This is a genomic window from Parapedobacter indicus (assembly GCF_900113765.1).
Lineage (GTDB): Bacteria > Bacteroidota > Bacteroidia > Sphingobacteriales > Sphingobacteriaceae > Parapedobacter > Parapedobacter indicus.
Genome location: NZ_FOQO01000002.1, coordinates 347,001 through 371,524, shown reverse-complemented (window position 1 = coordinate 371,524; position 24,524 = coordinate 347,001). Strand labels below are relative to the sequence as shown.

16 protein-coding genes are annotated in these 24,524 nt (G+C 47.5%); 14 read left to right on the top strand and 2 right to left on the bottom strand.

Going from position 1 to position 24,524, the window contains the following annotated elements; genetic code table 11:
- Positions 1 to 15: 15 nt before the first annotated feature.
- The 4 genes from BMZ56_RS05195 to BMZ56_RS05180 all read left to right on the top strand — a co-directional run bounded on the left by BMZ56_RS05195 (position 16) and on the right by BMZ56_RS05180 (position 6,788).
- Positions 16 to 1,521, top strand: a complete 1,506-nt coding sequence (locus tag BMZ56_RS05195; protein WP_090625066.1) for a RagB/SusD family nutrient uptake outer membrane protein — start codon at positions 16 to 18, stop codon at positions 1,519 to 1,521.
- Positions 1,522 to 1,528: 7 nt separating this feature from the next.
- Positions 1,529 to 2,851 carry a sulfatase family protein gene (locus tag BMZ56_RS05190; protein WP_177195036.1) on the top strand — a complete coding sequence of 441 codons (1,323 nt, stop codon included), beginning with the start codon at positions 1,529 to 1,531 and terminating at the stop codon, positions 2,849 to 2,851.
- A gap of 12 nt (positions 2,852 to 2,863) precedes the next feature.
- The gene (locus BMZ56_RS05185) at positions 2,864 to 4,432 is read left to right on the top strand and encodes a sulfatase family protein (RefSeq protein WP_245893085.1); all 1,569 of its coding nucleotides are present in this window, start codon (positions 2,864 to 2,866) and stop codon (positions 4,430 to 4,432) included.
- 97 nt (positions 4,433 to 4,529) lie between these two features.
- Positions 4,530 to 6,788: a family 78 glycoside hydrolase catalytic domain gene (locus tag BMZ56_RS05180; protein ID WP_090625060.1), complete on the top strand. Its 2,259-nt coding sequence runs from the start codon at positions 4,530 to 4,532 to the stop codon at positions 6,786 to 6,788.
- 21 nt (positions 6,789 to 6,809) lie between these two features.
- Here BMZ56_RS05180 and BMZ56_RS05175 read toward each other — a convergent pair whose 3' ends face one another.
- Positions 6,810 to 7,679 (bottom strand): AraC family transcriptional regulator, encoded by an 870-nt coding sequence (locus BMZ56_RS05175; protein WP_090625057.1) that lies wholly within the window; start codon positions 7,677 to 7,679, stop codon positions 6,810 to 6,812.
- A gap of 165 nt (positions 7,680 to 7,844) precedes the next feature.
- Between BMZ56_RS05175 and BMZ56_RS05170 the strand changes: the two genes are divergently transcribed.
- The 10 genes from BMZ56_RS05170 to BMZ56_RS05125 all read left to right on the top strand — a co-directional run bounded on the left by BMZ56_RS05170 (position 7,845) and on the right by BMZ56_RS05125 (position 23,951).
- Positions 7,845 to 10,916, top strand: a complete 3,072-nt coding sequence (locus BMZ56_RS05170) for a SusC/RagA family TonB-linked outer membrane protein (RefSeq protein WP_090625054.1) — start codon at positions 7,845 to 7,847, stop codon at positions 10,914 to 10,916.
- A gap of 13 nt (positions 10,917 to 10,929) precedes the next feature.
- The gene (locus BMZ56_RS05165; protein ID WP_218146467.1) at positions 10,930 to 12,693 is read left to right on the top strand and encodes a RagB/SusD family nutrient uptake outer membrane protein; all 1,764 of its coding nucleotides are present in this window, start codon (positions 10,930 to 10,932) and stop codon (positions 12,691 to 12,693) included.
- An 11-nt stretch (positions 12,694 to 12,704) separates the two neighbouring features.
- Entirely contained in the window at positions 12,705 to 13,892 is a 1,188-nt protein-coding gene (locus BMZ56_RS05160; protein ID WP_218146466.1) for a sialidase family protein, read from the top strand.
- A gap of 11 nt (positions 13,893 to 13,903) precedes the next feature.
- Entirely contained in the window at positions 13,904 to 14,905 is a 1,002-nt protein-coding gene (locus BMZ56_RS05155; protein WP_177195035.1) for a 2-dehydro-3-deoxygalactonokinase, read from the top strand.
- Positions 14,892 to 15,560, top strand: a complete 669-nt coding sequence (locus BMZ56_RS05150) for a bifunctional 4-hydroxy-2-oxoglutarate aldolase/2-dehydro-3-deoxy-phosphogluconate aldolase (protein WP_090625045.1) — start codon at positions 14,892 to 14,894, stop codon at positions 15,558 to 15,560. The genes BMZ56_RS05155 and BMZ56_RS05150 overlap by 14 nt, the downstream gene beginning before the upstream one ends.
- A complete protein-coding gene (locus tag BMZ56_RS05145) occupies positions 15,557 to 16,831 on the top strand; it encodes an MFS transporter (protein ID WP_090625043.1) in 1,275 nt (424 codons plus the stop codon). The genes BMZ56_RS05150 and BMZ56_RS05145 overlap by 4 nt, the downstream gene beginning before the upstream one ends.
- A 90-nt stretch (positions 16,832 to 16,921) precedes the next feature.
- On the top strand, positions 16,922 to 20,161 hold the full coding sequence (locus BMZ56_RS05140) for a glycosyl hydrolase (protein ID WP_090625040.1): 3,240 nt from the start codon (positions 16,922 to 16,924) through the stop codon (positions 20,159 to 20,161).
- A 126-nt stretch (positions 20,162 to 20,287) separates the two neighbouring features.
- Positions 20,288 to 21,754: a sialate O-acetylesterase gene (locus BMZ56_RS05135; protein WP_090625037.1), complete on the top strand. Its 1,467-nt coding sequence runs from the start codon at positions 20,288 to 20,290 to the stop codon at positions 21,752 to 21,754.
- A 30-nt stretch (positions 21,755 to 21,784) separates the two neighbouring features.
- Complete coding sequence (locus BMZ56_RS05130) at positions 21,785 to 22,873, top strand: SGNH/GDSL hydrolase family protein (protein WP_090625034.1); 1,089 nt, start codon at positions 21,785 to 21,787, stop codon at positions 22,871 to 22,873.
- Positions 22,863 to 23,951 carry an NAD(P)-binding domain-containing protein gene (locus tag BMZ56_RS05125; protein ID WP_090625031.1) on the top strand — a complete coding sequence of 363 codons (1,089 nt, stop codon included), beginning with the start codon at positions 22,863 to 22,865 and terminating at the stop codon, positions 23,949 to 23,951. Before BMZ56_RS05130 ends, BMZ56_RS05125 begins: the two co-directional genes overlap by 11 nt.
- Position 23,952: 1 nt before the next feature.
- Here BMZ56_RS05125 and BMZ56_RS05120 read toward each other — a convergent pair whose 3' ends face one another.
- Positions 23,953 to 24,333: a co-chaperone GroES gene (locus tag BMZ56_RS05120; RefSeq protein ID WP_090625028.1), complete on the bottom strand. Its 381-nt coding sequence runs from the start codon at positions 24,331 to 24,333 to the stop codon at positions 23,953 to 23,955.
- Positions 24,334 to 24,524: the final 191 nt, after the last annotated feature.

Genomic DNA, 24,524 nt, shown 5'->3' with positions numbered 1-24,524 from the left:
TATAAACAATTGAATATGAAATGTGTAATATATATATCCGTTCTGCTGTTGGGCGTGACCTTGATTTCGGGTTGCGAAAGTTTGCTGGAGCCTACTCCCAGGGGGCAAATCGCACTTGACCAACTGCTGACTACGGAAGAGGGGTTGATTACTGCTGTGAACGGTGTCTACCAACCCCTGCATACCCTTTACGAAGGCAATGTTTCCCGACTTACAGACATGGCGAGCGATGACGGCTGGACGTGGCGCAAAGAAACCGAACCCGATATCTTTATTGTCGATCAAACGTTCAACGTTTCCCAGTCTGTTTGGACCGACCTATATACCGGCATTACCCGCGCAAATACCGTGCTTAGTCGAATGGATGGTGTATCGGAATTTTCAGATGCCGCTGTGAGGGAAGCGATTGAAGGTCAGGCGAAATTTATGAGAGCCTTCTATTACTTTAACCTGGTTCGTTTTTTCGGAGGGGTGCCGCTCATACTGCAAGAAATAAAGACTCGCAGTGATGCCGAGCAAGCACGCGCCACAATTGAAGAGGTATACGTTCAGATTAAAAGTGACCTGGACGATGCATCCCGCCTTTTGCCCGATTCCTATCCCGGAAATACCGGTATGGAGGTTGGGAGGCCTACGTCATATGCGGCCCATGCACTCCGGTCGCTGGTCCACCTTGAGTTGGAAGAATGGACTGAAGCTGCTGCGGCTGCCCAGACCGTTATCTCCAATACAAGCCTGGGGTTACTTCCAAACTATGCGGCGAATTTCAATGGTTCGCAAGAAAACGGACACACCTCGTTATTTGAAGTACAGTACGGAGGTGTGACCGCGGCGACAACAACGGCCATCAGTAACTTTTTTGCTCCACCCGACCTGCAGGGAGGGGCTTCTATACTGCCTTCGGATGATAATTTGGAAGGAAAAGGCGGTAGTTTGTCGTCTGGAAATGGCTTGGTCCAAGCGTTTGAGCCGGGGGATACCCGCCGGGATATTGTGCTGAAAAATTACGGCCTTGCAAACTTCATCGATCCGTCAAAACCAGATGGCAGCCTTTATTTTGTAAATAAATTTTATAACACTAACGATCCGGTAGGACTCAGCACTTGGAATTTTCCGCTGATACGATATGGAGAGATGCTGCTGGTCCGTGCAGAAGCATTAAATGAAATCGATTATATAGCAGATGGAGAAGCGTTTAACCTATTGAATACAATCCGACTCAACGCCGGACTGTCTGCCCGTACTGTTGCTGAACTGCCCGACCAGGAGGCCTTCCGGGAAGCGTTAAGAAAAGAACGAAGAATCGAATTGTGTTTTGAAGCAAAAAGATTCCACGATCTTAACCGATGGGGGATTTTACGTGACCGGGTGCAAGTTCAAATGGATTATTTGGGCTTAGACTTTCCGACTCAGAAAACGATTGAGCACCCCATTACCGGAAAAGAATACTATTTGTATCCGATCCCCAGTATTGAGTTTGTAAACAATGCACAACTGGGAGAGCAAAATCCGGGTTATTGAATGTCTTATGAATCCACGTAAAATATGTGTGTTGCTGATGCTGCCAATTTTCTCTACTTGTGGAGAAAACAGTAAGCGTAATCAGTTGACAGAGCTAAGACCGAATATCGTCCTCATTGTAGCGGATGACATGGGATATGGCGATCTGGGATGTTATGGTAACTCAAGGTTTGATACGCCAAACATCGACAGTCTGGCAGCTGGAGGGCTCCGGCTTACGGACTATCATTCCAACGGTGTAGTGTGCAGTCCAACCCGTGCATCTCTTTTAACCGGACGCTACCCTCAGGAAGTGGGTATCGAAGGAGTTGTAACCGCAAAAACTCACCGGCATACCGGAATGCAGCCCAACGTCCACACGCTGGCTGAATTGTTGAAAGGAAATGGTTATCAGACCGCTTTATTCGGAAAATGGCACCTCGGATATTCGCCTGAATTTGGGCCGTTGGAGCAAGGATTTGATACATTCGAGGGCTTCGTTAGTGGGAATATCGATTACCAAAGCCACATTGATCAGGAGGGGATTGCGGATTGGTGGAATCAGGATAAGCTCATACCGGAAAACGGCTACTTAACCGATCTCATTACCCAACGGGGGTTGCAGTTTATCAACCAAGTTGACCAGCGCCCTTTTTTCCTCTACTTGCCCCATGGTGCTCCACACTATCCTTATCAAGGGCCCGAAGATCCAGCTATTCGAACATTGGATTCATCATTCAAGAGGCAGGAAAGGGAGGACGTGGATGTTGCCTACAAAGAAATGATTCAATCCCTCGACAGCGGCGTTGGTCAAATCTTATCGCAGCTGAAACAAAAGGAACTGTTGAAAAACACATTAGTCATTTTTTGTTCGGATAACGGCGCTTCAGCGAGGGTGGGTTCAAATGGGCTGTTTAAGGGGCATAAAGGGCAAGTCTACGAAGGTGGACACCGAGTCCCCGGTATATTTTATTGGGAAGGAAAGATTACACCAGGGGTTTCTGATCAACTCGTATTATCGATGGATATCGTTCCAACCGTTGCCGATTTGTTACACCTCGATATAATCAATCCGAATTGGTCGGGGAGAAACTTGACTCCCCTGCTTACTGGAAATAGGCCGGCACCGGAAAATCAGCGAACGGTTTTTTGGCGTTTTAAGGATCAAAAAGCAGCCAGAAAAGGAAAGTGGAAACTTATTGCTATTGGAGAACAGCACGCGTTATATGATCTTGAAAAAGACCCGGAAGAAACAACAGACATCCAATCGTTGTTTCCGGAAGTTTTCAAAACATTAATGCAGGCATTAGAACGATGGGAATCTAACCTAACGGAAGAGATCAGGGCTTGAACTAATTGTACGATGATGATATATTTCAGTAACTATTGTATGTTAAGCATGTGGCTGCTCTTGCAAGTAGTCCATATAGCAAATGCGCAGACGACGGTTTCGGGCCACTCGGAGAGACCCAATATCGTCTTTATTCTCGCCGATGACCTTGGTTATGGCGATGTTTCCATCTATAATGAAAATGCTGCTTGGCAAACGACTCATATCGACCGGCTTGCTAACGAAGGAATGCGGTTTACAGATGCACATACCAGCTCGGCAGTATGCACACCTACCCGCTACAGTATTCTGACTGGGCGATACAATTGGCGTTCTTCGCTAAAGAAAGGAGTATTGAGTGGGTATTCAAAAGCGCTGATCGAACCCGGACGCACCACCGTTGCTGCGATGTTACAGCAACAAGAATACCATACTGCATTCGTGGGAAAATGGCATTTGGGATGGGACTGGCAGTTTTCAGGCGCCGCGACCGACACCGATAATCTGTCGAGTAATCCAACAGTAGATTTCAGCAAATCTGTTCAGAACGGTCCAAAAGAAAAAGGTTTTGAATATTCCTATGGATTCAGCGGCTCGTTGGATATGCCGCCTTATGTATATGTTGAAAATGGCCGGGCAACCTGCATTCCAAAAGATACCACGGTGTCGGTAGATGATAAGGGGTTTTGGAGAAAGGGTGTCACTGGGGGCGATTTCATTCATGCAGCGGCATTGCCGCATTTAACGGAGAAAGCGCTGTCATATATCGACGAGCACGCACAGAATTCCCGGCCGTTTTTTTTGTACTTTGCACTTCCTGCGCCCCACACTCCGATTTTGCCTACCACCGAGTTTCTCGGGAAAAGCAATGCAAATTTTTTTGGTGATTTTGTACTGCAGGTGGACGACGTGGTAGGACAGGTGCTGGAAGCCCTTGAAAAAAATGGAATTAGGGAAAATACAATGGTTATTTTCACCAGTGATAATGGATGCTCGCCAAAGGCAAATTTCAAAGAATTGGCAGCGGTAGGGCACCATCCTAGTGGTATTTATCGCGGTCATAAGGCTGATATTTACGAAGGTGGGCATCGGGTTCCTTTTATCGTCAGTTGGCCTGGACATGTTTCAAAAGCATCCGTAACCGATGAGACGATTTGTACAACTGATTTTTTGGCCACTGCCGCAGCAGTTTCGGGATTCTATATTCCGGATGATATCGGTGAAGACAGCTACAATATTTTACCGATTCTATTGAATGAATCGTACCGGCAACCGCTTCGAGAGGCTACTGTACACCATTCCATCAATGGAGATTTCGCCATCAGGAAAGGTAATTGGAAGTTGATCATGTGTCCAGGGTCGGGTGGATGGAGTTTTCCGCGTACTGCCCAAGAACTAGATGGTCTTCTGCCGATTCAATTATACAACTTAACTGATGATCCTGCTGAGGAGAAAAATATTGCTGATAAATTTCCCAAACGCGTTCAGGAACTGAAAGCGCTGCTTACCAAATATGTCATCGACGGCAGGAGCACGCCGGGTGTTGCTCAAAAAAATAATGGGCCGGACACGTGGGTGGGATTGGAATGGATGGATAAATAATATAGAGAAACGGGTAACTTCCTAGGCAGGTAAGAGCAGGACACCTTAGTTCCACAAGATTCATTACTTTACAGCGGTTGTAAACAAAACGCCTGAAATGAATACGCTGTATTTGAAAATTATTTTTGGCTATCCATTGCTGAATGCAATACTGGTTCTAAACGCCCAAAACATCCAGGTGTCCCACCTCATGGTCGATCACCTAAGGTACCCGAATTTGCAGGTAATCAACGGTTATCCTATCATCGGGGCTGAAGAGGCGGGTGGTCAACGGGTACAGGTAGCTAACAAAAAACCTACGTTGGGCTGGGAGCTTGTCGGAGTGGGGCAAGGCGCTCGACAATCTGCCTACCGTATTATTCTGTCAAATAGCCCAGATAGCATTGCCAAAGGTGTCGGCGATGTTTGGGATTCTGGAAAGATAGCGTCAGATGAATCAACCAATGTACGGTACGATGGACCTCCACTGGCTCCCAACACGGGCTATACATGGGCCGTCATGGTATGGGATGGAGACGAAGTTCCATCGTCGTGGTCATCCATGAGCCGATTTTGGTCTGCCGATGCGCTGACAGATTATCAGACAACCTTTTATCCATTGCAGAAAACCGACGAGGCTCCCGAAGGAATCCATCATATGGGAAATGCCATTCGTATTGACTTCGGTAGGGCCGCGTTTGGGCAACTACGGCTAACGCTGGATTCACCGAATGGAAAGGACATCGTGACGATTAAGTTGGGTGAAGCCGTCCATCCCGACGGCAGTATCAATCGCAAGCCAGGTGGAACAATCCGTTATGCGGAATATCAGTTGCCTTTGAAGAAAGGAGTTCATACGTATCAGTTACAATTCCGACCCGACAAGCGCAATACTGGGCCACAGGCGGTCAAGATGCCTGAATACATCGGCGAAGTGCTGCCTTTCCGCTATGTAGAATTGGAAGGATATGCCAACAAGTTGGAAGAAACGGATGTCGTCCGTTCCAGCGTTCATTATCCGTTTGACGACTTTGCCTCGCAGTTTGAGAGTTCGGATTCCATACTGAACGCGGTATGGGAATTGTGTAAATACAGTGTGAAAGCCACCACGTTTGCGGGCATCTATGTAGATGGCGATCGCGAACGCATTCCATACGAAGCAGATGCATACATTAACCAATTGTGCCATTACGGTGTAGATAACGAATACAGCCTGGCTCGCAGGTCACACGAGTACCTGTTACACCACGCCACGTGGCCTACTGAATGGATTCTGCAATCGGTATTAATGGCTTACCACGATTACCTGTATACAGGAGATCTTCGATCAGCGAGTCACTACTACGACGATCTGAAGGCTAAATTACTGTTGCCATTGCGCGAAGCAAACGGTTTGATCAGCACCAAAACGGGTAAGCAGACTAAAGCATTGATGAAAGCTGTCCACTACCAAGGCGATTCACTGCGTGATATCGTGGATTGGCCACATACTGGAGGCTTTGGTATGGTAGGCAATGGTGAAACCGATGGTTTTGTATTCACTACCTACAATGCCGTGGTAAATGCGTTTCATTACAGAGCACTGAAAGATATGGCCGAATTGGCTAAAGCCATGGGGAAGGAAGATGATGCTAGGATGTTTGCGGAGAAAGCGCAGGAGACACACCGCGCGTTTCAATCGTTGTTGTGGGATAAGCAACGAGGGGTTTTCCGCGATGGGATAGATACCGATCATGCTTCTTTGCATACCAACATGATGGCGCTGGCTTTCGGTTTGGTACCCCAAAAAGACAGGGAGAAGGTGATGGCGTTCATCCGTTCGCGTGGTATGGCGTGCAGTGTGTACGGCAGCCAGTTCTTGATGGATGCTACGTATATGGCCGGCGATGCAGATTACGGGCTTTCGTTGCTCACCGCTCAAAGCGACCGAAGCTGGTACAACATGATCCGAGCAGGAAGTACCATTACCATGGAAGCTTGGGACAATAAATACAAGCCCAACCAGGATTGGAATCATGTATGGGGCGCCGTCCCTGCCAATGTTATTCCGAGAAAACTGATGGGGGTTGAACCGTTGGAACCCGGCTGGAAAACCTTTCGCGTGCGTCCACAAATTGGTTCGCTGAAATGGGCAACTATCAACGTGCCCACCATTAAAGGTGATATAGCAGTTTCGTGTAAGCAAGATCCATCCACTTATGTGATGCAGCTTGTGGTGCCGGCCAATACGAGTGGAACCGTGGAATTGCCGAGCGAATTAACCAGCAGTCGCCGCATAAAAATCAATGGTGAACCGGTTAAAACCCGTTTGCAGGATGGTTGGCTGGTCTCCCCGCGTCTAGATGCCGGAACCTATGAAATTATTATGAGTAAGTAAAGCAGGTCAGTCAGACACAATTCAGCGGGACGCTTTTAGATAACCTTTTAAAAACTGAGTTGGCGTTATCCCTTTTATAGTTTTGAACTGTTTGTTGAAATGAGACAGATTTCCAAACCCGCTCGAATAAGCCACTTGGGCGATGGTGAGCCTTCCCTCTAATAATAACCGACAAGCGTACCCTACCCGTATTTCTGTGACGTATTGCATAAATTGTTTATGAGTTCGTTCCTTAAAAAAACGACAGAAGGAAGTAGGTGTCATGTTAATCAGAGAAGCTACCCTGGGAGTGGAAATGGAATTTGTGAAATTTTTCATCACATATTGATATACCCGGTTGATGCGGTCATCAGCACTCTTGTCGAATGAGTTAGCAAAACTATTGCTGGATAGATAAGCGAGGTTCCGGCAGTTGGCCAATACGTGTAGCACTTGGAGAATCAAGTAAATCTTCGGCATTCCCTGGGCTTCGGTTAACTGAATAAAAATTCTTTTTAATTTCTGTTTGGTTTGATGATTGGTGACCCGTACACCTCTTAATGAATCAAATAGTAATTCGTTGATGGATATCACTTCCGGTAACTGGTGGAATCGCTCTCCTAGAAAAAATTGATCAAAATGTATGGAAACGCTTTGCGAATAGAGGTCAGGGCTGTCTTCGATGTCACTCCTAAATTCGTGGGGAAGATTGGGACCCATCATGATTATTTCATCATTTCCATAATCGATCATTTGATCGCCGATAAACAATATGCCCTTTCCCTTATGAATATAGGTGATTTCGCATTCCGGGTGGTAATGCCAGGGGTTATGGCGGTATGGGGTGCCATTTTTCCAAACCTTGAAGGACTCATTGATGGGCTCAGAATGCCTCATTAACAGGGGTTTCATAGTGTGGTTGGTTTAATATTGTCGTTTGTGTGTGGATTTATGGTAAAATTGCATTAGTAATAGCAAATATACCATTTTCTTTGACCTGTTAAAAGGTGAATCTTTGCATTAACCGGTTATAACAAGTGTAAAAAGAAGAATTATGAACCTAACTTTATTGGAAAAATGTTTGTTTTTAAAATCCCACTGTTAATAGTGGGCTTCAGTATGCTCGGCATGGCCTTATACGGCCAATCCCCCGTTTCTGGGTTGGTTATCAACGAGGAAGATCAACCGATTGTAGGGGTGAGTATCGTCGTTCGAAATTCATCCCAATCCACCGTAAGTGATGAATCCGGAATGTTTTTATTGAATGATCTTTCAGAGGGTAGTGTTTTAATATGCTCGCATGTTGGCTACCAGACGAAAGAAGTTACGGTACTCAACCCAAAGGAGAAAATCACCGTCGTGTTAATGGCAACGTCCGAAGCATTGGATGAGGTTGTAGTAGTGGGTTACGGAACGCAACGGAAAACAGACCTAACGGGAGCAATCCACCGAATCGATGCTTCTCAATTTCAGCGCCAGTCGAGCACCAATGTTCTGGAAATGCTCAGTGGTACCGTGGCGGGATTCAGTTCAAATCAGGGAACCTCTGCACAAGGAGGCGGAAGCATGGAAATCCGGGGGCAAACTTCTATAAAAGCGAGTAATGATCCGCTTTTAGTCGTGGACGGTGTGATTTATCGAGGTGTAATTACGGATATAAACCCGTCCGATATCGCAACCATAGACATTCTAAAAGATGCAAGTGCTGCTGCAGTATATGGTGCCCAATCCGCATCCGGTGTATTAATCATCACCACGAAGAGGGGGACAACTGGCACACCAAAGGTAAATGCATCGACCAAACTAGGAGTCGTTTCACTAACTAACATGATGCGGCCCTTCAACGCCGAAGAGTACTTGGAAAATCGGGGTGTCGACACGTATCAGACGTATGGTGACAAGCCACTCTATTATTACAGCAATCCAAATGACCTGCCTACCGGAGTGTCTTTGGAAGACTGGAAGAATCTGGATGCCACAACGTCAGACGACCCGGTAGACATGTGGCTCAACCGGCTTAGGCTGACCAATACGGAAAAGAAGAATTACTTAGCAGGGCGTACCGTAGATTGGTTTGATATGATTTTTCGAAACGGTCTCCGACAGGATTATGATCTAAGTATATCCGGAGGTACACCTCAAGTTAGTTATTTTGCTTCGGGTGGGTACACCAAAAATGAAGGAGTTATATTGGGTGATAACTTTAACGTTTTTAGATCCAGGATCAACTTGGATATCCGAGCCGCCAGCTTTTTGAAATTCAGTGTCGATGCCAATTATTCAAATCGAAATCATGGATTTACTCCTGTAAGCATCAGCAACGCCATCGGTGCCAGTCCGTATGGGCAAGTCTATGCAGATGACGGTACGATGGAGTGGTATACACATGAGGATGCGACGGCTCCAAACCCGTTGATATACTATACGTATCGCGAAAGGCTAAATCCGGTACAGAGCTTATTTGCAACGATATCCGCTGAGTTAAATTTGCCTTTTGGTATCACTTATAAGCCATCTTTCGTGAGTAACCAACGTTGGGTAAAGGACTATACCTTTGATCCCGTAGAAACGCCAAATGGATACAACAATGGCGGGTCAGGAAGTCGATCGAATACAACCTATAATGAATGGATGCTGGACAACCTTTTCAGCTGGAATAAAACGATTGGAACAGATCATCAACTGACGGCAACATTCTTATACAACATTGAGAAAAACCAAAGCTGGAACGATGTACAATCCAATACCCGGTTTGCTCCCAATGATGCGTTGTCTTTTCATGCATTGCAAGCAGGTATTAACCCTTCATTGAATAATAACGATTCGTACAGTACAGGCAACGCATTGATGGGAAGATTAAATTACGGTTACAAAAGCCGTTATTTATTAACGTTGACAATTCGGCGCGACGGATATTCTGCTTTTGGGCAAGACAATCCGTATGCGACATTTCCTTCGGCTGCGCTCGCTTGGCGGATATCCGAAGAACCATTTTTCAAGCTGGAGCCGGTAGATGAATTGAAGCTTCGCCTATCGTGGGGAGCTAACGGCAACCGTTCTGTCGGAATTTACGATGCGCTAGCACGGCTGTCAACCACTCAATATATCTATGGGAATGAGTTGGTAACGGGTGTGTACAGCAGCACCATGGCCAATAGGCATCTCCGTTGGGAGAGTACCGAAGCAGTGAATGCGGGTGTTGATTTTGAGTTGCTTGGGCGCCGACTGTCTGGTTCATTGGATGGCTATGTGATGAAAACTACGAACTTGTTAATCGACCGCTCCCTGCCTTCCATCATCGGATATACCAATGTTGCATCCAATTTAGGGGAATTACAAAATAGGGGAATGGAGCTCACGCTCAATTCGCGAAACATCAACAGAACAAATTTTTCGTGGAGTACGGCATTTAATTTCTCGTTCAATCGCAACAAGATAACCCACCTGTACGGAGATAAGGTGCCTGTAATGGATGCAAATGGAGCGGTAATCGGTGAGCGGGAAGCCGACGATGTGACCAACCAATGGTTTATCGGCCGGAGTATCGACCAAATATGGGATTACGAGCGCTTGGGGATCTGGCAGCTTGACGAAACGGATGAAGCGGCCATTTACGGAAAAAAGCCGGGAGACGTCAAGCTTAAGGACCAAAATGGAGACGGCGTGCTGACACCGATGGAAGATAAGATATTTCAGGGTAATAAAAAGCCATTGTATAACATCGGATTGAGGAATGATATCCGCTTCTTAAGGGATTTTGAGCTCTCGTTGTTCCTACGCGCCGACCTTGGATTCTTTGGCAATAACCCCTTGTACAGAGAAACCCAGTGGATCGATCGGAAAAACATCCTGTATGCACCTTATTGGACGGAAAACAAACCAAGCAATGAATACCCAAAACTGGATACTGAAGTGAGCTCACCCGATTATGGCGTCTGGAAATCAAGGTCATTCGTTAGACTCCAGGATGTTACGTTGTCCTATAACGTGCCGACGGTGTTGTTAAACCGCTATCAACTTCAGGGGCTCAACCTGTTTGTGAATATGCGGAATTACCTAACAATAACCAAGTGGAACCATTGGGATCCCGAATCACAGGCAACCCCGATGCCTAAGTACATAACTGTTGGGTTGAATGCTAATTTATAAGCTATACAATCTTATGAAACCGATTTATATTATTTTCGCTTTTACAAGCTTCTTCGCATTGATTGCTTGTGATAAAAACTGGCTGGATCCTAAGCCTTTGTCAATCAATACACCAGAAAATATTTTTGCTAACGCCGATGGCTTGGAGGCTGCACTTGTACCTTTGCGGAAGAACATCCGAACGAATTTTTACGGAGCTCCATCCAATCTGGCTTTTGAGTACATGACTTCTGAGTTTGGGGTAGCCGGAGAATCGAAAAGCGGTATGGCTCAAAATTTCGATATTGGGGTATCGCCAACAGGCATGGCTGGTTTCTTTAATAATTGGAATGCAGCATGGGGCCCAATCCGCGATGCCAATACCATTATTTCAAGAATCGATGCGGCAACCTGGAGCTCCGATGAAGAGAAAAATGCCATTCTCGGCGAAGCCTATTTTCATCGTGCATTTTGGTATTATCTACTGGTGCACCAATACGGCGATGTTCCCTTCATCAATAAAGAGCATACAGCGCCGAAGATCGACTTCTATTCACATTCGCGAACAGCAATTTTACGGAAACTTCAGGCAGACCTTGAGTTTGCAGCGGCGCATTTGCCGGCAAATGTTACGCCTGGTAAAATTAGCAGTGCGGCAGCATTACATCTCTTGACAAAAGTCTATCTAGCCAACCACGAATTTGATAAAGCCATTCAATCTGCATCCTCGATTATCGACGGGGGTAAATATGCGCTTATGACCAGTCGTTTCGGTGCGGTGGCCAGTGACACGCGGTTTAATGTGCTTTGGGATTTACATCAACGGGAAAACAAGAGTTTGCAAAATAATACGGAAGGTATCTTGGTAGCCCAGGATAAATTCGGTTTTCCGAATGCGGAAACAGGCGGTACACAGACAATGAGACTATATACCCCTTGGTGGTCTCATGCGCTGTGGCTTAAGGATCCGGATGGGAAACGGGCGTGCTTGGATGCACCTGGGGACGCTCAAATTCTACGGATTGGACGCGGAGTAGGTATGTTCAGGCCGGGAAATTACATCAATTATACAATTTGGGCAAATTGCGGGGACGACTTGCGGCACGATACAGATACCAATTGGATGCCGGTAACCAAAATATTGATTAATAATCCTGCCTCGGCGTATTATGGGCAACCTGTAGACTTCCGGTATAGCAATCCTACCGATTCCATCCGGGCGATTTTTCCGTGGCCACAGTATAAAATCTATGTTGAAGACGAGCGGCGTCCGCTGCAGCCCACCGGCGGCAATAGCGACTGGTACGTCTTTCGACTGGCAGAGACTTATTTATTGCGTGCGGAAGCGTATTTTTGGAAAGGCGACCTGGGATTGGCTGCCGATGATGTCAACAAGGTTCGGCACCGTGCGAAGGCCCCCTTAATTGACGCAGGTGACGTGACAATTGATTATATTCTTGACGAGCGCGCGCGCGAGCTTTATTTAGAAGAACCTAGGAAAACAGAACTCACGCGGATCGCATTGACATTGGCCGAGCTGAATAGGAACGGGTATTCACTCGGGAATTTTTACCAAAAGAACTATTGGTATGATCGGGTCGTTGGAGTAGGCCAGTTTTATAACAAAGGGATTGTTTGGGAAACCAATGAATACCGGATAAGCCCTTACCATGTGTTTTGGCCGATACCGAAGGCTGCGATCGATGCCAATGCACAAGGACGTATCAACCAAAACATCGGATATGAAGGTGCGGAATCGAATGTTGCACCGTTAGAAGAGATTACTGACAACCAATAAATAATTATATTATGAACATGAGAAAGCTGCAGAAAAAACTTACCCAGACATGGATTTTATACGTCACCTTGATGCTGATGGGATATGTAGGGATCGCTCAGGCGCAATCCGGCGATGCAACATTGGCACCGAAAGTCGTACAAAACCCAGCCGACTATTTCCGGTATGCCGAACAAAGCAGGCGATTTACCGGAATATCCAGCATAGCTGTGACTGAAAAGGGACGACTTTGGGCTACCTGGTATGCAGGTATTACCCCAGGCGAAGACGAAAACAATTATGTCGTGCTGGCCACCAGTGACGATCAGGGAAAAACATGGGAAGAAGTTTTAGCCATCGATCCAGATGGAAAAGGACCGGTACGTGCTTATGATCCGGAAGTCTGGATCGATCCCGACAATCAGTTGTGGTTATTTTGGGCGCAATCTACCAAAGATTATACAAGTTCTGCGTATGGCGTTTGGGCGCTGACAACGGCAGATATTGAACAGAAAGAAGCTCAATGGAGTACTCCGAAGCGCCTGTCGGATGGTGTAATGATGTGCAAACCCACCGTATTATCAAGTGGGGAATGGCTTTTGCCGGTGTCTACCTGGCGGTATACGGATAACAGCGCAAAAGTGGTTGTGTCTGAAGACCGAGGGAAATCGTGGAAGTTAAGAGGGAGTGTCGACGTTCCGAAACAAGATCGGGAGTATGACGAACACATGGTGGTGGAACGTAAAGACGGGTCATTGTGGATGTTGGTACGGACAAAGTATGGAATCGGCGAAAGCACCTCGAAGGATAAAGGTAAGACATGGGATCCGCTGAAGCATTCCGATATTTCACATACAACTTCTCGGTTTTTTATCCGAAGGCTGAATTCTGGCAACCTGCTATTGGTGAAACACGGTCCAATACAGGTCAAAACGCATCGATCTCACCTCATGGCCTTTGTCTCCAAAGACGACGGGCGCAGTTGGTCAAAAGGATTGTTGCTAGATGAGCGGTTGGGCGTTTCGTATCCGGATGGGCAGCAGACAGCCGATGGTCGTATCTTTATTACGTATGACTTTGGCCGTACCAAAGATCAACACATCAATCTTATTACGTTTTCAGAAGACGACATCACTGCGAGCGACACGGACGAACGACTTTATCAAGTGTTCCTAAATAGAAAATTGATCAGTGACGGGGGAATGCCGGTTTCATATTAGAAGACGTATTTGTGAAAGACTATGTTATTTGCTGCGATTGGGGTACTACTAATCTCCGGATACGGCTTATTGATGCGGCTAATCTGATGGTAATCGACGAAGAATTGTCGTCTGAAGGGGTCTCTTCCGTCTTTGATCAATGGAATGAGAAAGATGGAAACGCCGACTTGAGCGACCGTATTCATTTTTATTTGACCCGGTTGAAAGCATACATCGACAAATTAACAGATCGCAACGCTGGAGTGGGAACGGTTCCGGTAATCATTTCGGGTATGGCTTCTTCCAGCGTCGGCATGATGGAATTGCCCTATGCCGAGTTGCCGTTTCCCATTTCGGGCGAGTATGCTTCAGCGTACTATTTGGCTATTACCCATGAGTTCGGACGTCCAATGGTATTATTGTCTGGCGTAAAAGGAGATGAGGAAGTGATGCGAGGTGAAGAGTCCCAGTTAATAGGTATTGCGGATCGACTGGAAGAAGGAAATCAAACGAACAACACGATTGTTATATTGCCCGGAACCCATTCGAAGCACGTATATATCGATCAGGGCCAGATGATCGGTATGCGAACATACATTACCGGAGAATTGTTTTCTGCCCTGGCAAAAAATGGATTGACCAAAGAGTCTATTAAGCCCCCAGCAATACCGTACGGGAAAAACGATTGGGATGCATTTCACGCCGGAATCGTTGAATCGGGTAAATCTGACATGCTAAGTGCATTGTTTAAAGTACGAATCAACCAGCTGTTTAACAAAATGGCCAAAGAAGAGAATTATCAATTTATGAGTGGCCTGCTAATCGGTTCCGAGTTGCGAAACCTACCATGCAACAAACCGGATCACATCGTGCTATGCAGTGAAGCAAATCTGTTCGAGTATTATGCGCACGCATTGGAATTTCTCGGATTAAATTCGAATACATCCTATATTGATCCGGAAGAGACTGCGCAGGCCACAATCCGGGGACAGCTCAAAATCGCCAAACGTTATTTGAAAAATGAAGGGATTTGACGTTACACGCTTCCGGGAATTGCCAATTATTGGCATCCTGCGGAACATCTCGTTCGCCGAAGTGATGGAGCTTTTGCCATTGTGCGCCGAAGCGGGGCTGTATGCAGTCGAGATCACGTTAAATTCAGCAGATGCACCGCGTATTATCGAAGAAGCGCAACGCCGCTATGGAAGCATACTATGTATCGGTGCAGGAACAGTTTGTAATCTGCCGGATCTACATGTGGCAAAGGAGGCCGGCGCCTGCTTTATTGTTACGCCCATTATGGAGCCCGATGTGATAACAGCCTGCGTAAGTGAAAACCTTGCGGTCTTTCCTGGTGCGATGACACCCACTGAAGTGGCAATTGCTTGGAAATTAGGTGCAACGCAAGTAAAGCTTTTCCCTGCCGGTAGACTCGGGTCCGATTACGTGCGAGACATCTCGGCTCCCCTTGCTCATATTCCTTTATTGGCAACCGGAGGTATTCATCGGGGACAGATGGAAGATTATTGGAGTGCGGGGGCGAACGGTTTTGGCTTTGGATCACCGTTGTTTCCTCCATCGTTAATTGTCAATAAGGAATGGGGGTTGACCGCGGTGCATATCCATGAATATGTAACAACCTTACAGCATGTCATGTCAGGCAGTAAAAAGAAAGGAGAGATCGGATGATGATCAGGAATTATCGATGGCTGATTGTTGGCTTGCTATTCGTTGCAACCACCATCAACTATTTGGATAGGCAGGTGATCGGCCTGCTGAAGCCATCGCTGGAAGCGGAGTTCGGTTGGACGGAAACTGATTTCGCCCACATTGTGATGGCGTTTACAGCGGCTTATGCCGTCGGCTTGCTTCTTTTTGGCAGGGTCATCGACTGGGTGGGGACTAAATGGGGATACACAATCAGTGTAGCGATTTGGAGTATTGCTGGAATGTTGCATGCGATCGCACGGAATGTCGGAGGATTTATGGCAGCACGTATCGGACTAGGTATTGGTGAGGCAGGAAATTTTCCAGCGGCTGTCAAGGCTGTATCGGAATGGTTCCCAAACAAAGAGCGAGCGTTGGCTACCGGTATTTTTAATGCAGGGACAAGTATTGGAGTGGTGACTGCATTGTTTCTAACTCCTTGGATTCTATCGCACTATCGATGGCAGGAGGTGTTTTGGATTACCGGAGCGCTGGGTATTATATGGTTGCTATTTTGGTGGTGGCTGTATGATATTCCCGTGCGCCAAAAGCGTGTCACCGAACAGGAATTGTCATTCATCCAAGCGGGACAAGATAGTACTCGACCTCACGAGACCCCCGTTTCCTGGATTAAGCTTTTTTCTTTTCCTCAAACTTGGGCAGTTATCGTCGGTAAATTATTCATTGACCCCATCTATTGGTTTTTCTTGTTCTGGCTGCCTTCGTATTTTTCATCTACGTTTGCGCTTGATCTTACTAAGCCCAGTCCGGAGTTGATGGTTATTTATGGCGCAACGACGATCGGTAGCATCGGAGGTGGGTATCTCTCTTCATTATTAGTCAAGCGGGGATGGACAGTGTTGAAAGCGCGGAAAACAGCTTTGCTAATTTTTGGTGTGTTGGAAATATCCATCATTCTTGCGCAGTTCGCTTCAAGCGTGTGGATGGCTGTGGCGTTAATCAGCTTAGCCGTGGCGGTTCATCAGGCTTGGGCTACAAATATCTTTACGTTGGCTTCTGATTTGTTTCCCAAGACAATGGTCAGCTCGGTTGTGGGTATCAGCGGCATGGCAGGGGCCATCGGAGGCATCCTATTCCCAATGCTTGTAGGTTATTTGCTTGACAGTTATAAGTTACACGATAATCTGACTGGAGGGTACAATTTACTCTTTACAATTTGTGGATGCACCTATTTGTTTGTCTTGTGGATGATTCACCTTCTGACACGAAGGCGGAGGAAATTACCGATTTGAACTTATGAACCAATCGTAAGCAGGTAGGGACAGGACAATCAAGTTTCCCAAGTTTGCGTACTTTACTGCGATTATAAACAAATATCATCCATGAAAGTATCGCACTTCTTGTTTTGTATGATTGTCATAGGTGGGTTCATCGGTTGTACCACTATACATTCTCAAAAGGCAGATTGGAAGACCCTTGAAAAAGTTTTCGTTGAGGCTCCAGACTCTATCCAAACCAGTGTGTATTGGTATTGGATTTCGGATAATCTCTCAAAGGAAGGCGTTGTCAAGGATCTTCATGCCATGAAAGAAGTCGGCATCAATCGGGCATTCATTGGCAATATCGGGTTGAATGATTTACCAGATGGATCCTATGGCAGCGTCAAAATTTTTACGGATGAGTGGTGGGATATCCTGCATACAGCATTAAAAACAGCTACAGAGCTGGGTATTGATATTGGTATTTTCAATAGCCCAGGCTGGAGCCAATCCGGTGGCCCCTGGGTAAAGCCGGACCAAGCGATGCGTTACCTCGCAGCAGCGGATACCCTCATAAAAGGCCCGTTGAAATTCATGGGAAAACTACCGATACCTGCGGGAGATTTCCAGCGTTTGAAGACATTGGCATTCAGGGTACCAAAGGAATATGGCAAGAGTTTAGCAGACCTTCATCCGAAGATAGGTGCGGATTTCGGAGGGCAGTCACTGGAAAATTTGGTTGATAAGGACCGTCAAACAGAGGTCGCGTTGCCATCCGGTACGAAGTCTGCCATAACCGCCTCAGTCGATAGCGCTTTTATCGCACGAAGCTTGACTATCCATCCTGCCCGACGTAACATGGGATTCGACGTTACGCTGGAAGCGATGAGAAACGGTGCGTTTGAGCCCATTAAGTCGTTTCGATTGGATCGGACCAACAATGCGTTGAACGTGGGGTTTGAACCCTATGCACCGGTGGTGGTGTCATTTGATGCCATAGAAAGTAATGCGTTCCGGTTCGTATTTGACAAGATAACGGGAAATGCCGGTATTGCTGAGATCGAATTGACTTCAACTCCCCGCGTGGAACGCTTCAAAGAGAAATCGTTGGTACGCATGCACCCCACACCGTTACCGTATTGGCACGATTACCAATGGGAGCGTCAGCCAGAGCCGGATGATGAACAATTCATATTAATGCCTTCTGATGTAAAGGATATTACATCTCAGGTGTCTGCTACCGGCGAATTGACGTGGGATGTTCCCGAAGGAAATTGGACCATCCTCCAAACAGGGATGCTACCTACCGGGGTAACCAACGCACCGGCAAGTCCGGAGGGGACGGGCCTCGAAGTTGATAAAATGAACCACGAGCATGTGCTTCGGCATTTTGATGCATTTCTCGGAGAAATTTTACATCGTATACCGGAAGAAGACCGAAAAACCTTTAAGGTGGCTGTGCAGGATAGCTACGAAACCGGGGGGCAGAATTGGACGGACGGTTTCGAGGATAAATTCAAACAGGCATTTGGGTACGATCCTACGCCCTACATTCCGGTTTTTTATGGCCATGTGGTGGGCAGCCAAGATCAGTCTGATCGATTCCTATGGGATGTTAGGCGTTTTGTGGCCGACAAAGTAGCTTATGAATATGTAGGTGGACTGCGGGATGTCAGTCATAAACACGGGTTGACTATCTGGTTGGAAAATTATGGCCATTGGGGCTTCCCCGGGGAGTTCCTGCAATATGGCGGGCAGTCCGACGAAGTAGCGGGTGAATTTTGGAGCGAAGGCGAGCTGGGCGACATCGAAAACCGAGCCGCTTCTTCCGCTGCGCATATCTATGGAAAGAACAAGGTGTCTGCCGAGTCGTTTACTGCTGCGGGAAATACCTTTGGCCGATATCCGGCATTATTTAAGCAGCGTGGCGACCGGTTTTTTGCAGAGGGTATTAACAACACGTTGCTCCATGTGTACATCCATCAGCCGTACGAAAATAAAAGACCGGGCGTGAACGCCTGGTTTGGCAACGAGTTCAATCGTTTTAACACGTGGTATAACGACATGGATCTATTCGTGGATTACTTGAAACGCTGTAACTTCCTGCTGCAGCAGGGGCGGTATGTAGCCGATGTGGCCTATTTTATCGGTGAAGATGCCCCAAAGATGACCGGTGTACAGGATCCGGCCCTTCCAAAGGGATATTCGTTTGACTACATGAATGCCGAGGTGATTTTAAACCGGATTTCCATGAAGAACGGCCGGTTTACCTTGCCGGATGGCCTTTCTTACCGGATTCTCGTGCTGCCGAAGCTGGAGACGATACGGCCGGAGCTGCTGCGTAAAATCGAGCAACTGGTGGCCAGGGGCGGCATTGTTCTCGGTCCCAGGCCACAACGTTCGCCCAGTTTGGCCGACTATGGTGAGGCCGATAAAGAAGTGCAGATGCTGGCTGACAAGCTGTGGGGCAACTTGGATGGCAATCAAGAGAAAGAACACGTCTATGGAAAAGGACTGGTATTGCAGGGACTCACCTTGGAAGAAGCGCTGGAGCGCGCAGGTGTGCTGCCCGATATACAGCTAGAAGATTCGGATCCGGTGGCGTTTATACATCGCACATTACCGGAAGGGGATATTTATTTCGTTTCCAACCAAAGCGATGGCAAAATCCAGATTGACCCAACTTTCCGCATTACCGGCAAACAGCCGGAGCTTTGGAATGCTGTTCACGGTAAATTGCGGGATTTGCCGGAATTCGATGATACAGGCAGCGGCACAACCGTACCGCTAGAACTGGATGGTTACGAAAGCGCCTTTATTGTATTCCGAAAAACTGCTGACGAAAAGCCATCGGATGCAGGTGAAAATTTTCCGGCACCGGAAAACGTCATACCGCTGCAGGGGGATTGGCTGGTCGATTTTATCCGTCCGGATTCTTCAAAGTTTACACTTCAAATGGACACATTAACGGATTGGTCGTTGGTTGCAGACACCGCCGTGGCACATTTTTCAGGTACGGCCTGGTATCGTAAGGAAGTACAATCGATCAATCTTCCTGGAGGCGCACATATGTCTATCAATTTAGGATCCGTGGTTGCAGTTGCGAAGGTGCGGGTCAATGGACAAGACGTGGGTGGCGTATGGACACCACCGTATCGCTTGGATATTACTTCGGCCTGGAAAAAAGGAGACAATACGATTGAGATAAAAGTGGTAAACACCTGGGCCAACCGGCTGATCGGCGATCAGAAACTGCCTGCTGAAGAACGCGGTACCTGGACACTGGTAAATCCGTATAAAGCAGACAGTCCCCTACATCCATCGGGATTGACCGGCCCGGTACGGCTTGAAATATTTAATTAAATCGCTTATGTACACGGTATGTTGAAATTTGCGGGCGGTTTAACGTATGGATTGGTGTTCCTGTTAGCAGTTTGAAAACAGGGGGATAATCAATATACTTGCAAAAGCAATAAATTATAGACAATTATGAGAAAGTATTCAATCCTACTTTGCATCGGTCTGATGTTTTCGATCAACGCATTGATTGCCGATGTCAGGCTGCCACAGATCTTTTCCGACGGCATGGTGCTCCAACGAAATCAACCCATCGCGGTGTGGGGGTGGGCCGATCCCGGTGAGCAGGTAAAGGTTAATCTCAACAGCCAGCGACAAGAAACAACCGCCGACGCTGATGGTAAATGGAAGCTGACGCTTTCTCCGGAAGAAGCCGGTGGGCCGTTTCAATTGGTGGTTTCGGGGAAGAATACGTTGACGTTGTCAGATGTACTCATCGGAGAAGTCTGGATCTGTTCAGGCCAATCCAATATGGAATGGATTGTCGCAAATTCCAACAACGCGGAACAAGAGATTGCAAAAGCAAATTACCCGCAGATTCGGCATGTGAAGATTCCGAGGATAACCGCTGGTGAGCCGCTGGATGATATCGAAGAATCGTTGGAATGGGAGGAAGCTAATCCGCAAAATGTAGGTGATTTTACCGCCGTGGGGTATTTTTATGCACGCGAGCTTCATAAAGAATTGAACGTTCCGATCGGCCTCATCAATACTTCATGGGGGGGCACCATGGTAGAAACTTGGATCAGCAAAGAAGCATTGAAAAAGGATAAAAACCTGAAAAAGGCAGTCCTCGCTTATGAGAATACACCCGCGGATACTGTACGGAAGAATACAAACCCGAATCGGTATCCGACTTTGCTGTTTAACGCCATGATTAATCCGTTGATTCCTTATACGGTGAAAGGAGCAATCTGGTATCAGGGAGAGAGCAACGCAGGTAGAGCTTACGAATATCGCACGTCGTTTCCCATGATGATTACCGATTGGCGTAAGCGTTGGGGGCTGGGCGATTTCCCATTTTATTTTGTGCAGTTAGCCAGCTTCAAGGCGGCCGGTGGCACCAGCGCTACAGGAAGCACTTGGGCCGAGCTGCGGGAAGCGCAACACCTGACGTTGTCATTGCCCCGCACGGGCGAAGCGGTGACCATCGACATTGGCACGACCAACGACATCCACCCTCGCAACAAGCAGGATGTTGGAAAGCGATTGGCGGCTGTAGCGTTGCACGATAGCTATGGTAGGGACGTAGTATACAGTGGCCCCGAATACAAAAAACATAAAACGAGTGGGAATCAGGTGACGATACATTTCGACCATGTAGGCGGCGGGCTAACTACGCACGGAGCGGACGAAGTGATCGGATTTGAAATCGCGGGAGCCGATCAGCGTTTCTATCCGGCAGAAGCTAAGATTGAAGGAGAAACGATTGTGGTAAGCTCATCTTCCGTGAGCAAACCCAAAGCCGTACGCTATGCATGGGCAGATGATCCCGGAACCAGCAACCTATTCAACAATGAAGGTTTTCCGGCCGGTCCATTCCGGACAGATAACTGGACGCCAGTGACAAAAAATGTCGTTTACGAGTTAAAAAATTAAGCGGAACGATGTTTCAAATGATCCGTAGCGATGACAAAAACAATTTCCTCTCTACTTGTATGGTTTCTTTCTGTGTTAACGAATAATTTGTTAGCACAGAAAGAGACCTCGTTTATCTTTACCGACGCCAAGCAACTTACGCTGATCGGCAAAGCTTTATCCACCGATTCGTTTTTCCATCGGATAGACACTGTCGCCTTTCCGGGGATACCGCCCGCAGTAAAGCGACTGCTCACACATTCAGCAGGTCTGGCCATCAGCTTTGAAACCAATAGTACCCGGATTGCCGCGAAATGGTGTACCAGCCCGCAGGGACCAGGGAATAACATGACCGCCATTGCCCAGGAGGGGATGGATCTATACATTAAGCGGAATGGGCAGTGGCAATACGCTGGGGTAGCACGGCCGTCGACACACGAATGCAACGAGTTTGTAGTGGCAGCGCACATGGCTCCCGGTGATAAAGAATGTCTGTTGTATCTCCCGCTTTACGATGAAACCCTTTCGGTACAAATCGGTGTGGAAGCAGGAGCTAGACTTACAGCGAAACCCAATCCATTCAAAAAGAACATCTTGGTATACGGGTCAAGTATCGTTCACGGTGCTTCTGCAAGTCGGCCCGGTTTGGCATACCCGGCAAGGCTCTCGCGCGAAACCGGATATAACGTCATCAACCTTGGCGTTAGCGGGAATGCCAAAATGGAAGCTGCAGTAGCTGAAATGATAGCTACTATGCCTATGGACGCATTTATCCTGGATTGTGTACCTAATTCTTCACCGGAACAAGTGACCGAACGTACGGCTAATCTGGTGAATACCATTCGCGCTAAGCATCCAGATGCGCCGATTATCGCTATTCAAAGCATTATCCGTGAGGGCGGCAATTTCGATGAATCGATTGCAAACCGGGTAGCACAACAAAACGGCAATTTCCTCCGCGAAATCCAGGAGCTTCAGCGTAAGGATAAACATCTCTACCTCGTTACCGCCGAAAACTTGATAGGTGACGACCATGAGGGTACAACAGATGGCACGCATCCAAACGACCTGGGTTTCGACCGCATGCTCCAGAAGATCCGGCCAGCAGTGTTGGAAATCCTTGGCAGTCATGGAATCTAAACTGCTGTACAAAACCGATATTGTTGTCATCGGAGCCGGTCAGGCCGGTTTGTCTTCCGCGTATCACCTTAAAAAGCTGGGACTAGTGCCGGGGAGAGGATTTGTTGTGTTGGATCAATCGCCTCAACCGGGGGGTGCCTGGCAGTACCGCTGGCCGTCGCTTACCCTGAGTACCGTAAACCGGGTACATGACTTGCCTGGACTGGCGTTTTCTGAAACGCTGGACAACGATGCCCCGCAAGTGCGGGCGAACGTTGCCGTACCCCATTATTTTGAGGTGTATGAAAAGACATTTGGCATCACGGTTTACCGCCCGGTAAAAGTAAAGGTGGTCTGTGAACGGGAGGGGCGTTTCCGTGTTGAAACAGACCGAGGTTTCTTCGCTGCTCGGGGGATTATTAATGCCACGGGTACATGGGAGACTCCTTATATTCCGGAGTACCGTGGTGCAGAGAAATTTACGGGAGAACAACTGCATACCAAGGACTACCAAACCGCCGATGTATTTAAGGGCAAGCATGTCATTATTGTAGGGGGAGGTATATCAGCCATCCAACTGTTGGATGAAATCTCACAGGTAACGACCACGACGTGGGTAACCCGAAGGCCACCCTTGTTCCGCGAAGGGCCGTTTGGGGCGGAGGAAGGGCGCGCCGCTGTTGCGGCCGTGGAAGAGCGGGTACGCAAGGGTTTGCCTCCTGCTTCCGTTGTTTCCGTCACTGGATTGCCCGTTACGCCAGCTATTGAAGCGATGAAAGCCCGCGGCGTATTGAAAAGGCGGGAGATGTTTAGCGAAATTACGGAACGCGGTGTTCAGTGGGCCGACGGGCGAGCGATGAACGCGGATGTGATCCTTTGGTGCACTGGATTCCGTAGCTCGCTCGATCACTTGATGCCTCTCATGCTACGGGAAGAAAACGGCGGCATGGTCATGGCAGGAAGGTTAGCGACGATGGTGGCAAAGGACCCCCGGGTACATCTGGTGGGGTATGGCCCATCGGCTTCCACCATCGGTGCAAACCGAGCCGGCAGAGCGGCAGCCATGGAATTGATGGAATATCTTGGGTTACGCGCCTAATCTAGAATTCTTCTTCACGCTCCAGCATAAGGATCGCACTTTGCGGTACGATGAAATATTTCTCTTCCTGATATTGTATCTCTGTAGATGCACCAACATGGAAGATAGCCAAATCTCCTTCCTTCACCTGCAAAGGAATGTATTTTACTTTTTCTTCCTGGGGTTTCCAGGCATCGTCGTCTTCAGCAGGCACCGGCAATGCATAGCCGGGGCCGGTTTTCATCACATATCCCCATTGTACCTTTTCTTTCTCCTGCACGCCGGGAGGCAGGTAAAGACCGCTGGCTGTCCGTTCATTAGGCGTTGTTGGCTTTATTAAAATCCGGTCGCCCACAACAATCAGTTTCTTGAGCTTGTTATCCTGCGTGATTTGCGTGGTCATAAAATTAACTTTTACGCTTAGTTAGCAAAAGCCGTGCAGATCGATACAACGTGTCAATATGTCATTTTCTTTTTTTACGCAAACGGTTGCTTAAATAAAGCTATAGGAAATGTGAGCCGAAGTTTGGTATACTTGAATAAATTATAAACTGTCCGCAATTTTAGTGTTTTGCGATTCCTGATATGAAGAGC